Annotated in this window: 10 protein-coding genes; 9 read left to right on the forward strand and 1 reads right to left on the reverse strand. The window is 63.1% G+C overall.

What is annotated here, in order from left to right:
- The first annotated feature begins 142 nt into the window (after positions 1 to 142).
- The 7 genes from BMW49_RS16855 to hutG all read left to right on the forward strand — a co-directional run bounded on the left by BMW49_RS16855 (position 143) and on the right by hutG (position 10,003).
- Positions 143 to 1,468: a YjiH family protein gene (locus BMW49_RS16855; RefSeq protein ID WP_069519310.1), complete on the forward strand. Its 1,326-nt coding sequence runs from the start codon at positions 143 to 145 to the stop codon at positions 1,466 to 1,468.
- A 39-nt stretch (positions 1,469 to 1,507) separates the two neighbouring features.
- Entirely contained in the window at positions 1,508 to 3,175 is a 1,668-nt protein-coding gene (gene hutU, locus BMW49_RS16860) for a urocanate hydratase (RefSeq protein WP_069519309.1), read from the forward strand.
- 89 nt (positions 3,176 to 3,264) lie between these two features.
- Positions 3,265 to 4,836: a BCCT family transporter gene (locus BMW49_RS16865; RefSeq protein WP_069519308.1), complete on the forward strand. Its 1,572-nt coding sequence runs from the start codon at positions 3,265 to 3,267 to the stop codon at positions 4,834 to 4,836.
- A complete protein-coding gene (locus BMW49_RS16870; RefSeq protein WP_069519307.1) occupies positions 4,829 to 6,367 on the forward strand; it encodes an HAL/PAL/TAL family ammonia-lyase in 1,539 nt (512 codons plus the stop codon). Before BMW49_RS16865 ends, BMW49_RS16870 begins: the two co-directional genes overlap by 8 nt.
- Before the next feature lie 12 nt (positions 6,368 to 6,379).
- Positions 6,380 to 7,912 (forward strand): histidine ammonia-lyase, encoded by a 1,533-nt coding sequence (gene hutH / locus BMW49_RS16875; RefSeq protein WP_069519306.1) that lies wholly within the window; start codon positions 6,380 to 6,382, stop codon positions 7,910 to 7,912.
- Positions 7,913 to 7,986: 74 nt separating this feature from the next.
- Positions 7,987 to 9,189 carry an imidazolonepropionase gene (gene hutI, locus BMW49_RS16880; protein WP_069519305.1) on the forward strand — a complete coding sequence of 401 codons (1,203 nt, stop codon included), beginning with the start codon at positions 7,987 to 7,989 and terminating at the stop codon, positions 9,187 to 9,189.
- Positions 9,190 to 9,199: 10 nt separating this feature from the next.
- Positions 9,200 to 10,003, forward strand: coding sequence for an N-formylglutamate deformylase (hutG, locus tag BMW49_RS16885; protein ID WP_069519304.1), 804 nt, complete (start codon positions 9,200 to 9,202; stop codon positions 10,001 to 10,003).
- Between the two features lie 232 nt (positions 10,004 to 10,235).
- On the opposite strand, the gene BMW49_RS16890 is transcribed toward hutG, so the two are convergent.
- On the reverse strand, positions 10,236 to 11,600 hold the full coding sequence (locus BMW49_RS16890) for a formimidoylglutamate deiminase (protein ID WP_069519303.1): 1,365 nt from the start codon (positions 11,598 to 11,600) through the stop codon (positions 10,236 to 10,238).
- A gap of 235 nt (positions 11,601 to 11,835) precedes the next feature.
- Here BMW49_RS16890 and BMW49_RS16895 point away from each other — a divergent pair, with 235 nt between their 5' ends.
- Both BMW49_RS16895 and BMW49_RS16900 read left to right on the forward strand, forming a co-directional pair.
- On the forward strand, positions 11,836 to 12,408 hold the full coding sequence (locus BMW49_RS16895) for a HutD/Ves family protein (protein WP_069519302.1): 573 nt from the start codon (positions 11,836 to 11,838) through the stop codon (positions 12,406 to 12,408).
- 402 nt (positions 12,409 to 12,810) lie between these two features.
- Positions 12,811 to 13,779 carry an ABC transporter substrate-binding protein gene (locus tag BMW49_RS16900; protein WP_069519301.1) on the forward strand — a complete coding sequence of 323 codons (969 nt, stop codon included), beginning with the start codon at positions 12,811 to 12,813 and terminating at the stop codon, positions 13,777 to 13,779.
- The last annotated feature ends 20 nt before the right edge of the window (positions 13,780 to 13,799 follow it).

The following is a 13,799-nucleotide window of genomic DNA, read 5'->3' on the forward strand; positions in this document are numbered from 1 at the left end:
TCTGGAGAGCAACTCCGGATAAGCGATCGTTGGCCACTTCCCTGACAACAATAAATCCAGAGGAATGCACAGATGACTGCCTTCACCCAGCATTGCCAAGGCTGCAGCCCGGCACCCCGTTCATTGCGTGTGGAGAGCGGTTATGTCTGAACAGATCTCGACACTTACCGGCATGTCCAAGGGCCGTGCCCTGGCCCGGTTGCTCGGCTACAGCCTGATCGGCCTGCTGCTGTTTTTCGTACCCTTCGAAATTGGCGGGCGCTCGACCATCCTTCTCGACCATGCCGCCAGCGCCCTGCAAACCCATGCGCGGCCGCTGGTGATCACTATTGCCATGCTGTTTATGCTCTACGGCGCGCTGCAGCCCTGGCTTAGCGGCAGCTGGCGCGGCGACCTGACCCGCACCGTATTCAGCGTGCTCAAGGTGTTCGGTCTGCTGATCGGTGTCGCCTATCTCTTCCGTGTCGGGCCTGAAGCGCTGTACCAGCCGGGCATGCTGCCGTTCCTGTTCGACAAGCTGGTACTCAGCCTGGCGCTGATCGTGCCGCTGGGGGCATTGGCCCTGGTGTTTCTGATCGGCTTCGGCCTGCTCGAACTGGTCGGCGTGCTGATGCAGCCGGTGATGCGGCCGATCTGGCGCACCCCGGGCAAGTCGGCGATTGATGCCGTGGCCTCGTTCGTGGGCAGCTACTCGGTGGGCTTGTTGATCACCGACCGCATGTACCAGCAGGGCCATTACAGCGTGCGTGAGGCGGCGATTATCGCCACCGGCTTCTCCACGGTGTCGGCGCCTTTTATGGTGATCATCGCCAAGACCCTTGGCCTGATGGAAGTCTGGAACCTGTATTTCTGGAGCGCGATGCTGGTGACCTTTGCCGTTACCGCCGTCAGTGCGCGCATCTACCCGCTGTCGCGTCTGCCCAGCGAAAGCCGTCCCGAGCCGCAGCTGCAAGCAGGCGAAAGCCGTATCGGCAGCGCCTGGCGGGCCGGGCTGAGCCAGGCGGCCAGTGCGCCCTCGCTGCTTAGCGCGTTGCGCGAGACCTTTGTCGATGGCCTGCGCATGACCGCCGCGATTCTGCCGAGCATTCTCGCCGTCGGCCTGCTTGGCTTGCTCGCCGCCAAATACACCCCGCTGTTCGATGCCCTCGGCATGCTGTTCTACCCGCTGACCTGGCTGTTTGGCCTGAATGAGCCGATGCAGGTGGCCCGCGCCATTTCTTCTGGCCTGGCGGAGATGTTCCTGCCGGCCATGTTGCTGAAAGACGCCGACCTGCTGGTCAAGTTCGTCACTGCCATCGTCTCGGTGAGCAGCGTGCTGTTTCTCTCGGCCTCGATTCCCTGCGTGCTGGCCACGCGAATTCCCCTGCGTCTGCGCGACCTGTTGCTGGTCTGGCTGCAGCGCACGTTCTTAAGCCTGTTGTTCAGCATTCCGCTGGGCTACCTGGCGCTCTACATGGGCTGGCTGTAAGCCGCCCGCACCTGACGATCTGTTGATAAGGAGCCTGCTATGAGCCTTTTCCGTGACACCGAAATCCGCGCCGCCCGTGGCACCACGCTGACCGCCAAAAGCTGGCTGACCGAAGCGCCGCTGCGCATGCTGATGAACAACCTCGACCCGGACGTGGCCGAGAACCCCAAGGAGCTGGTGGTGTATGGCGGCATCGGCCGCGCCGCGCGCAACTGGGAGTGCTACGACAAGATCGTCGAAGTGCTGACCCGCCTGGAAGACAACCAGACCCTGCTGATTCAATCCGGCAAGCCGGTTGGCGTGTTCGAGACGCACAAGGACGCGCCGCGCGTGCTGCTGGCCAACTCCAACCTGGTGCCGCACTGGGCCACCTGGGAGCACTTCAACGAGCTGGATGCCAAGGGCCTGGCCATGTACGGCCAGATGACCGCCGGCAGCTGGATCTATATCGGCAGCCAGGGCATCGTCCAGGGCACCTATGAAACCTTCGTCGAGGCCGGTCGCCAGCATTACGGCGGCAACCTCAAAGGTAAGTGGGTGCTGACTGCAGGCCTGGGCGGCATGGGCGGCGCGCAACCATTGGCAGCGACTCTGGCCGGCGCTTGCTCGCTGAACATCGAGTGCCAGCAGAGCCGTATCGATTTCCGCCTGAAGACCCGCTATGTCGATGAGCAGGCCAGTGATCTGGACGACGCCCTGGCGCGACTCGACAAGTACTGCAGCGAAGGCAAGGCCGTGTCCATCGCCCTCTGCGGCAACGCTGCGGAGATTCTGCCGGAGCTTGTACGCCGCGGCGTGCGCCCGGATATGGTCACCGACCAGACCAGCGCCCACGACCCGCGCCACGGCTACCTGCCAGCCGGCTGGAGCTGGGACGAATACGTGGCCCGCGGCAAAACCGAGGAGGCCGTGGTGGTCAAGGCCGCCAAGCAGTCCATGGCCGTGCATGTGCGCGCCATGCTGGCCTTCCAGCAGATGGGCGTGCCGACCTTCGACTACGGCAACAATATCCGCCAGATGGCCCTTCAGGAGGGCGTGGAAAACGCCTTCGACTTCCCCGGTTTCGTCCCGGCCTATATCCGTCCGCTGTTCTGCCAGGGCATTGGCCCGTTCCGCTGGGTGGCGCTGTCCGGCGACCCGGAAGACATCTACAAGACCGACGCCAAGGTCAAGGAGCTGATCCCGGATGACGCCCACTTGCACAACTGGCTGGACATGGCCCGTGAGCGCATCAGCTTCCAGGGCCTGCCGGCGCGTATCTGCTGGGTCGGCCTGAAAGACCGTGCGCGCCTGGCCCAGGCCTTCAACGACATGGTCACCAGCGGCGAGCTGAAAGCGCCAATCGTGATCGGCCGCGACCATCTGGATTCCGGCTCGGTGGCCAGCCCCAACCGTGAAACCGAGGCCATGCAGGACGGCTCCGACGCGGTCTCCGACTGGCCGCTGCTCAACGCCCTGCTGAATACCGCAGGCGGCGCGACCTGGGTGTCGCTGCACCACGGTGGCGGCGTCGGCATGGGTTACTCGCAGCATTCCGGCGTGGTAATCGTCGCCGACGGCACGACAGAAGCCCGCGCCCGTCTCGGCCGCGTGCTGCGCAACGACCCGGGCACCGGGGTGATGCGTCACGCCGATGCCGGTTATGACATTGCTGCCGATTGCGCCCGCGAGCAGGGTCTCGACCTACCGATGCTGGGTGGTCGTTAACCAGCTGAAAGAGCGGGTTCGGCGCGGCGAGTAGGGCTCGCGCCGAGCCTGCGCTTCTACCGAGTGCAGTTTGCAGAGGGCCGGCAATAATGAATACAAGTAGCCGTAAGCGCCTGAATGCCGGGGTCTTTATCCCCGCATTTAGCATCATTCTTCTCGCCGTAATCGTCGGTCTGGTCGACAACGCGGCGCTGGTCAGCGTGGCCAAGAAAATCTTCTATTTTTCCTTGTCCGACTTCGCCTGGCTCTATCAGCTACTGGCGTTCTCGGCGCTGGCGGTAACCGCGTATATCTTCTGTTCCAAGGCCGGTGATATTCGCCTGGGCGGGGCGCAGGCCAAGCCGGCGTTTTCCATGGCCTCGACCTTCGCCATGGCCCTGACCGGTGGGATTGCCACCGGGGTGGTCACCTATTCGGTGAATGAGCCGATCATCTACCTGGGCAATGTCTACGGCGAAATCAGCAACCAATCCTTCGCCGCCGGCAGTGCCGAGGCGGCGGTCTTCGCCCTGGCGCGCAGCTTCCATAACTGGAGCTTTATCCCCTACGCCATGTATTCGGTGGTGGGCCTGATGATCGGTTATATGCATTACAACCGAAAACAGGCGTTCTCCATCTCCTCGGCTCTGGCGCCGGTGCTCGGCCGGCATGGCGAGCGGCCGTGGGTCAAATCACTGATCAACGTGGTGGCGGTGCTGGCGATTGCCTTGGGCCTGGCGTCCTCGCTCGGCGCCGGGCTGGCGCTGATCGGCTCGGGTATCGAGTCGCAGTACGGCATCCGCTCGACGCCGGTGACCTGGCTGGTGCTGACGCTGATCATTTCCGTGGTGTTTATCGCCTCCGCCCTGTCGGGGCTCAAACGCGGTATCCAGTTTCTTTCCTCGGTCAACGCCTACATCTTCTACGCCTTTGTGATCGTGTTGCTGATCATCGGCCCGATCAGTTACATCTTCAGCCTGTCGACCACTGCTTTTGGTTACTGGCTGAACAACTTCTTTCTCTGGTCGTTCGATACCAAGGAGTCCGGCGGCGAGGCCCTGGTGACCTGGTGGACCATGTACGACTGGTCGATCTGGATTGCCTACGCGCCGCTGATGGGGCTGTTCCTCGCGCGTATTTCCTACGGCCGCACCCTGCGCGAGTTTCTGATCATCAACTGGGTGCTGCCGTCGCTGTTCGGCATCGTCTGGTTCGCCATCTGGGGTGGCTCGGCGATCAAATGGCAGATGGACGGCACCCTCGACCTGGTGCGAATCGTCACCGAAAACGGCGCAGTCTCCGGGCTCTGGGGCTTCCTGCAGAACCTGCCGCTGGCCGTGATTCTGGTGCCTCTGGCGATTTTTACCCTGATCATTTCCTTCGCCACCGCCGCAGATTCCATGACCTCGACCATCGCCTCGATCTGCACCCACGACATCCGTGCGGATGAAGAGTCGCCGAAGCGGCAGAAGGTTATCTGGGGCGTTTCCATCGCGGCCATTGCCTACATCATGGTGGCCTTCGGTGGCGGCGCCCAGGGCGTCGAGGGGATCAAGTACCTGGCGGCGGCGGGTGGCTTCACTGTGCTGTTCGTGTTCATTCTGATTGTGGCCTCAGCGGCCCGGGTATTTGTCTTCGCGGCTGGCGAGCAAGAGCAAGTGAGGGGAGTGGTCCATGAGTAAGTCGGTTGAGGCAGTGCTGATTGGCGATGGCCCTATCGCCTGGCAGGACGTGGTCGCGGTGGCCCGCGATCGCCGCCCGATGACGCTTTCAACGCAAGCCTGGTCGCGGGTGCAGGACGCCCGGGCGGCGATTCTTGCCATCGCCGGTTCAAGCAAGGCGCATTACGGCATCAACACTGGCTTGGGCGCGCTGTGCAGCGTGGTGCTGGCACCGAGCGAGCTGCAGAAATTGTCCCGGCACACCCTGATGAGCCATGCCTGCGGTATCGGTGCGCCGCTGCGCGCCGAGCAGGTGCGGGCGATCATCTGCTGCGCGGTGGTCAATTACAGCCACGGCTATTCAGGCGTCAGCCCGCAGGTGGTGGAAGGCCTGTTGAACCTGCTCAACCACGACATTGTGCCGCTGGTGCCGGCCCAGGGGTCGGTCGGCTACCTCTCGCATATGGCGCATATCGGCCTGGCGTTGCTGGGGCAGGGTGAGGTCGAGTTTCGCGGCCAGCGGGTGACTGCTCAGGCGGCGCTGGATGCCATCGGCATGCCCGCAGTCGAGCTGGGCGCGAAGGACGGCTTGAGCCTGGTCAACGGCACCCCGGCGATGACCGGGCTGGCCTGCCTGACCCTGGCCGACGCCACGGCGCTGGCCGACTGGGCCGATATCATCGCAGCGATGAGTTTCGAAGCCCTCGGCGGCCAGCTGGATGCCATCAGCGTGGCGGCGATCCAGCGCAAAGCGCACCTGGGCATGCAGCAAAGCGCGAGCAATCTTCGCCATCTGCTGCAGGGCAGCCGGGTGATCGAGCGTTGCCAGGGCGAGCATCTGCAGGATGCTCTGAGCGTGCGTTCTATTCCCCAGGTCCAGGGCGCCTGCCGTGATCAGTTGCAACACGCGGCCAAGCAGATTGTCTGCGAACTCAACTCAGCCACCGACAACCCGCTGGTGGTCAAGGAGAACGGCAGCTATCGGGTGATTTCCCAGGCCAACCCCCACGGCGAGTCAGTGGCGATGGCCTGCGACCTGCTGGCGATTGCCGTCTGCGAGTGGAGCAGTATTTCCGAGCGGCGCAGCTTCCGTCTGGTTACCCCGCAGGCGAACAAGCTGCCGCCGTTTCTGACCCACGGCAGCGGCGTCAAGTCGGGGATGATGATCGTCCAGTACAGCGCGGCGTCATTGGTGGCGGACAACAAGCGCCTGGCGCTGCCGGCGGTTACCGACAACTTCCTCACCTCCGGGCTGCAAGAAGACCATCTCAGCCTGGGCGAAAGCGCGGCCCTGAAGCTGGATAAGGCTTTGGATAATGCCTTGCATGTGCTGGCCATCGAGTACCTGCTCGCCAGCCAGGCCTTCGACTTTATCGAGGACCGACCCTTTGGCCAGGGCACCGGGCGTGCCTGGCAGTTACTGCGCGAGCATGTGGTCTTCTACGAGGAGGAGCACCCGCTGCATCTGGATATACGTGCCACCTATGAGGTGCTGCGCAATCAAACAAACCTGGAAGCGCTGCGTGAGCAGCTTCCCCAGTTCGAATCCTGAGGCTATTCAGTTATGTCGACTATCGAAATTACCCCTGGCCAGTTGACCCTGGCCCAACTGCGCGCCGCCTACCAGGCACCGTTGCGCGTGAGCCTGGCGGCGTCGGCCTATCCGGCCATCGAAGCCAGCGTCGCCTGCGTCAACGGCATTATTGCCGAAGGCCGGACCGCTTACGGCATCAACACCGGTTTCGGCCTGCTGGCCTCGACCCGCATCGCCAATGAAGACCTGGAGAAACTGCAGCGTTCGCTGGTGCTGTCCCATGCCGCCGGCGTCGGTGCGCCGCTGGATGACGCCATGGTGCGGCTGATCATGCTGCTCAAGGTCAACAGCCTGGCGCGCGGCTTCTCCGGCATTCGCCGCCAGGTGATCGAGGCGCTGATCGCCCTGATCAACGCCGAGGTCTATCCGCATATTCCGCTCAAGGGTTCGGTCGGTGCCTCCGGCGACCTCGCGCCGCTGGCGCATATGTCGCTGGTGCTGCTCGGTGAAAGTCAGGCGCGTTATCGCGGTGAGTGGCTGCCGGCAACCGAGGCATTGGCCATCGCTGGTCTACAGCCGATGACCCTGGCCGCGAAGGAGGGCCTGGCCCTGCTTAACGGCACTCAGGTATCCACCGCCTATGCATTGCGCGGGTTGTTCGAGGCCGAGGATCTGTTTGCGGCGGCAACCGTTTGCGGCGGCCTGACTGTCGAGGCTGCGCTGGGTTCGCGTGCGCCCTTTGATGCGCGCATCCATGCCGCGCGGGGGCAGCGTGGGCAGATCGACGCGGCGGCGGTCTATCGTCATCTGCTCGGAGAGAGCAGCGAAGTCGGTCGCTCCCACGAAGCCTGCGACAAGGTGCAGGACCCGTACTCGCTGCGCTGTCAGCCGCAAGTGATGGGTGCCTGCCTGACCCAGCTGCGACAGGCCGCCGACGTACTGGCAGTGGAAGCCAATGCGGTGTCGGATAACCCGCTGGTATTCGCCGACGCAGGCGATGTGATTTCCGGTGGCAACTTCCACGCCGAGCCGGTGGCCATGGCCGCCGACAATATCGCCCTGGCCATCGCCGAAATCGGCGCACTGAGCGAGCGCCGCACCTCGCTGATGATGGACAAACATATGTCGCAGCTGCCGCCGTTTCTGGTGGCCAATGGCGGGGTCAACTCCGGCTTTATGATCGCCCAGGTCACCGCTGCCGCCCTGGCCAGCGAGAACAAGGCCCTGGCCCACCCGCACAGCGTCGATAGCCTGCCGACCTCGGCGAACCAGGAAGACCATGTGTCCATGGCCCCGGCGGCCGGCAAGCGTCTGTGGGAAATGGCCGCCAACACCCGTGGTGTACTGGCCATCGAATGGCTGGGTGCCTGTCAGGGCCTGGATTTCCGCGAAGGGCTGAAAAGCTCGCCGTTGCTCGAGCAGGCGCGCCAGGCGCTGCGCGCGCAGGTGCCGTACTACGTGGAAGACCGCTTCTTCGCCCCGGATATCGAGGCTGCGAGCGAGTTGCTGGCGAGCCGCTGCCTGAATGAATTGGTCCCGGCGAACCTGTTACCGAGCCTGTAAGCGCTCAAGAGCGCGCGGCTTTCGGCAGCTTCTGGCTGCGCGCTCATTATCCAATCCAACAGGGAGGCATCGCGATGACAACCCTCTGGCAAAACTGCCACGCCGCGACCATGGCCCAGGGCGTTTACTCGATCATCGAAGACGCCGCCATCGTCACCCAGGGCGAGCTTATTCAATGGATCGGCCCGCGGGCTGAGTTGCCGGCCGCAGACTACCTGGCAGTCAATGACCTCAAGGGGGCCTGGGTCACGCCGGGGCTGATCGACTGCCACACCCATACGGTGTTTGGCGGCAACCGCAGCGGCGAATTCGAACAGCGCCTGCAAGGCGTCAGCTACGCCGAGATCGCGGCGGCCGGTGGCGGCATTGCCAGTACCGTGCGCGCGACCCGGGCCGCCAGCGAAGATGAACTGTTCGCCAGCGCCGCCAAACGCCTTAAAAGCCTGATGCGCGAAGGCGTGACCACGGTGGAAATCAAGTCCGGCTATGGTCTGGATCTGGCCAGCGAGCGCAAGATGTTGCGGGTTATCCGTCGCCTCGCAGCCGAACTGCCGGTCAGCGTGCGCAGCACCTGCCTGGCGGCTCACGCCTTGCCGCCGGAGTACGCTGAGCGCGCCGATGACTACATCGAGCACATCTGCAACGAGATGCTCCCAGCCCTGGCTGCCGAAGGGCTGGTGGATGCGGTGGATGCCTTTTGCGAGTACCTGGCGTTTTCCCCGGCGCAGGTCGAGCGGGTGTTCGTGGCCGCACAACAGCTTGGCCTGCCGGTGAAGCTGCACGCCGAGCAATTGTCGTCGCTGCATGGCTCAAGCCTGGCGGCCCGTTATCAGGCGCTGTCGGCGGATCATCTGGAGTTTATGACCGAGGACGACGCCAAGGCCATGGCCGCGTCCGGCACGGTCGCAGTGCTGTTGCCAGGAGCGTTCTATTTCCTGCGGGAAACCCAACTGCCGCCTATGGACGCCCTGCGCAAGCACGGCGTGAAGATGGCCGTGGCCAGCGACCTTAACCCCGGTACCTCGCCCGCGCTGTCGTTGCGCTTGATGTTGAACATGGCCTGTACCTGCTTGCGCATGACCCCTGAAGAAGCCTTGGCCGGGGCGACGATTCATGCAGCCCTGGCCCTGGGCATGGCCGACAGCCACGGCTCGCTGGAGGCCGGTAAGGTGGCGGACTTTGTTGCCTGGCAGATCGAGCGGCCGGCCGATCTGGCGTACTGGCTGGGTGGCGATCTGGAAAAGCGCGTCGTGCGTCACGGCGTCGAAATCGATTGAGGAGAAGGTTGTGGAGAAGGTCCTGAATTTCAAGCAAGGGCGCGTGCCGCTGTTGATCAGCATGCCCCACGCCGGCCTGCGCCTGACCCCGACGGTGCAGGCCGGGTTGATCCCCGCTGCGCAAAGCCTGCCGGACACCGACTGGCATATCCCTCGGCTCTACGCGTTCGCCGCCGAGCTGGGGGCCAGCACCCTGGCCGCTGAGTATTCACGCTTCGTCGTCGACCTGAATCGTCCCGCCGACGACACGCCGATGTATGTCGGTGCCACCACCGGTTTGTATCCCTCGATCCTGTTCGATGGCGTGCCGTTGTTTCGCGAAGGGCTGGAGCCTTCCGCCGAGGAACGCGCGACCTATCTGCAGCAGATCTGGATGCCGTACCACCAGACCCTGGAACAGGAGCTGGCGCGGCTCAAGGCCGAGTTCGGCTATGCCTTGCTGTTCGATGCGCACTCGATCCGTTCGCTGATCCCGCACCTGTTCGACGGCAAGTTGCCGGACTTCAACCTCGGCACCTTCAACGGTGCCAGCTGCGATCCGACCCTGGCCCAGCAGCTTGAAGCCATCTGCGCGCGGCACGGCGAGTTCAGCCACGTGCTCAACGGGCGCTTCAAGGGCGGACATATCACGCGGCACTATGGCCACCCTGCCGAGGACATCCACGCGGTGCAACTGGAGCTGTGTCAGAGCACCTATATGGAAGAGTTCGAGCCGTTCAACTACCGCGCGGATCTGGCGACGCCGACCCAGGTGGTGCTCAGGGAATTGCTGGAGGGCTTACTGGCCTGGGGGCGGCAGACTTACGGGAAATGATCAAAGCAAACGCCCCGAACCCGTTGGGGCTTTGGTTTGGCGATGGCCTGGTTTTGTGTTCAGGTGCTGGAGCTTAACGGTGGAGCCCTAGCTCGTAGGGTGCGCCGTGCGCACCGGCGCAGGCTGTAGACCCTTGGTGCGCGCGGCGCACCCTACCCAGCTGCTCGTGCTGCTCGCCCCATGCAGCATCAATTGGCTCATAGCCTTTTGCTTCGGCGATGATCCGTGGCGGTTAACCGAGCAGATCGCGCAGAACCTGCGTAAAGGCCCGGGCGCTTTCCTCTTCGCCGGCGTGATGCCCGTCACGCACCACCCAGCGCCCGCCCACCATCACATCGCGCACCTGACGATCGCCGCCGGCAAACAGCCAGCGATTGAGGATCCCGTCGCCGTTGGCCGTGGCCAGGTAGGGGTCCTTGCCATCGAGCACCAGCCAGTCGGCGCGCTTGCCGACTTCCAGGGCGCCGACCGCTTGCCCCAGGGCCTGGGCACCACCCTGCAGTGCCGCATCAAACAGCGTGCGGCCGACCATCGGCTGGTCTGCTCGATACAAGCGGTTGCGTCGTTGGTCGCGCAGGCGCTGGCCATATTCCAGCCAACGCAACTCTTCCACCACGCTTAGCGACACATGGCTGTCGGAACCGATGCCCAGCCGTCCGCCCTGGGCGAGGAAGTCCACGGCCGGAAAAATACCGTCGCCCAGGTTGGCTTCGGTGGTCAGGCACAGGCCGGCAACCGCTTTGCTTTGGGCCATAAGGCTGACTTCATGCGGGTTGGCGTGTGTGGCGTGGACCAGGCACCAGCGCTGATCCACTGCGGTGTTTTCGTACAGCCATTGCAGTGGCCGGGCACCGCTCCAGTTCAGGCAGTCGTCGACTTCCTTCTGCTGCTCGGCGATATGGATATGCACCGGGCACTGGCGGTCACTGGCGCTCAGGACCTCCTGGATTTGCTCGGGGGTTACCGCGCGCAGGGAGTGGAAACACAACCCCAGCGCCTGAGACGGCTGCGCGGTCAGGATTGGCTGTAAGCGTGACTGAAGCTTCAGGTAATTGTCGCTGCTGTTGATAAAGCGCCGTTGCCCGTCATTGGGCGCCTGGCCGCCAAAGCCGGAGTGGCTGTAGAGCACCGGCAGCAGCGTCAGGCCGATGCCGGCGGCGCTGGCGGCGTGGCTGATACGCAGGGCCAGCTCCGCCGGATCGGCGTACGGCGTGCCGTCGGTATCGTGGTGCACATAATGGAATTCGGCGACCGAGGTGTAACCGGCCTTGAGCATTTCGATGTACAGCTGGCGGGCGATGATGCCGAGCTGATCGGGGCTGATCTTGCCGACGAGGCGGTACATCAAGTCACGCCATGTCCAGAAACTGTCGTTGGGATTGCCCGCCACTTCCGCCAGCCCAGCCATGGCGCGCTGGAAGGCATGGGAGTGCAGGTTCGGCATACCCGGCAGCAGCGGTCCGTCCAGCCGTTCGGCAGCGTCTTTGTGGGAGTTGGCCTGAACCTGGGTCAGGATGCCGTCGGCGTTGACTTCCAGACGTACATCATTGGCCCATCCACTAGGCAGGAGTGCGCATTCGGCAAAGAAGGCGGGCATGATTCAACCTCGTTGCGTTTCATTTGTATATACATATACAGATGTTTGCCTGCTCGGTAAACTCCGGCAGCTAGCGGCCATCCATTCGCCGAGCTGGGGAGTCGCCTCGCCGATTTCGTCTGCCCGCGTCAATCAGATGATTACCCAGCAGATCGGCAATGGAAACTGGCCAGCGCGTTACCGCTTGCCTGATCCATCCCGGTTCCCGTCATCGTCTGAAAGGTCGGTCTCATAAATGAAGAGTCAGATACAGGTTTTACGCGCGACGGATTACCCGCGTATGCCATGGAAAAACGGTGGCGGCAGCACCGAGGAAATTACCCGCGACGCAGGCAGCGGTCTGGACGGTTTCGGTTGGCGGTTGTCGATCGCCGACATCGCGGAGTCGGGCGGATTCTCCACGTTCGCCGGTTATGAGCGAATCATCAGCGTCTTGCAGGGCGACGGCATGACCCTGACGGTCGATGGCCAGACCACGCGCGCGCTGCACCCTCTGGACCCTTTTGCATTCAGTGGCGAGAGCCAGGTGTCTTGCACGCTACTGGGTGGGCCGATCCGCGACTTCAACCTGATCTATGCGCCGCAGCGTTACCGCGCACGGTTGCAGTGGATGGCGGGCGAGCAGCGATCTTTCAGTGAGGCAGGTACGCTGCTGGTATTCAGCGTGGACCCTGGGCTGGCCATCAAGGTGGGCGAGGCCGCCGCTGAACTGGGCCTTTATGACTGCTGGCAACTGAGCGGCAACACCGATTTATTGGAGATATCCACCCGCGGCCAATGCTGCGTGATCGAGCTGACTGCCTACTGACTTCAGCTTTATTTGGCTTTGTGGTGAGGGGGCTAAGCCCCCCACGCGCCACAAAAGGCCTGTCTCGCCATTTTCTCCGCGCACCAACTTGTTGCCTGATGCCCCAGCGTGGCGCAATGCCACGCTTCTGTTACCCCGATCTCCCCTCTAAAAATCCCCTGCAGACGGTTTCTCTGCCTCGCTGACCCTTGAGCGACTGGGCTTGCCGCCATTTCTCATCGCGCCGTGGCTGCTTTTTCAAGAGTTGGCCGTCAGATTGCATATTATTGTATATACAAATAGGGCGTGTGCGTCTGGATCGCTGTCCACGTGCAACCGCCGTAGAAAGCGCAGCCCACTGCCTGGGCTGATCTGGGCCTCTTGACTGCCGTAAGCCAACTCAATGATTAGGAGCGTCACACAATGAAATCGAACAAGACCCTGCTGACCACGGTACTTTCCATGGGCCTGCTGGCCGGCGCTGGCGCCACGCAAGCGGCGGGTTGGTGCGAGTCGGGCAAACCGGTGAAGTTCGCTGGCCTGAATTGGGAAAGCGGCATGCTGCTGACCGACGTCATGCAAGTGGTGCTGGAAAAAGGCTATGGCTGCCAGACCGACAGCCTGCCGGGTAACTCCATCACCATGGAGAACGCCCTGAGTAGCAACGACATTCAGGTGTTTGCCGAAGAATGGGTCGGCCGCAGTGAAGTCTGGAACAAGGCTGAGAAGGCCGGCAAAGTGGTGGGCGTCGGTGCCCCGGTCGTGGGTGCCATCGAAGGCTGGTACGTGCCGCGTTACGTGATCGAAGGCGACGCCGAGCGCAAGCTCGAAGCCAAGGCGCCGGGCCTGAAAAATATCGCTGACCTGGGCCAGTACGCCGCCGTATTCAAGGACCAGGAAGAACCGGCCAAGGGCCGCTTCTACAACTGCCCGGCCGGCTGGACCTGTGAGCTGGAAAACAGCGAAATGCTCAAGAGTTATGGCCTGGAAAATACCTACACCAACTTCCGCCCGGGCACCGGCCCGGCGCTGGATGCGGCTGTGCTGTCGAGCTACAAGCGTGGCGAACCGATCCTGTTTTATTACTGGTCGCCCACACCGCTGATGGGCCAGGTCGATCTGGTGAAGCTGGAAGAAAAACCCGGCGTGGATAAAAGCGTGAGCATCAAGGTCGGCCTGTCCAGGACCTTCCACGACGAAGCCCCGGAACTGGTGGCGGTGCTGGGAAAGGTCAACCTGCCTATCGATATCCTCAACCAGAACCTCGGGCGCATGGCCAAGGAGCGGATCGAGTCGCCGCAACTGGCGAAGATTTTCCTGCAGGAACACCCTGAAATCTGGCACGCCTGGGTCAGCGAAGACGCTGCCAAGAAAATCGACGCGGCTCTGTAGGTCGAGGCCTCCCCGGCTAG

It is taken from the genome of Pseudomonas cuatrocienegasensis (assembly GCF_900110925.1).
GTDB lineage: Bacteria > Pseudomonadota > Gammaproteobacteria > Pseudomonadales > Pseudomonadaceae > Aquipseudomonas > Aquipseudomonas cuatrocienegasensis.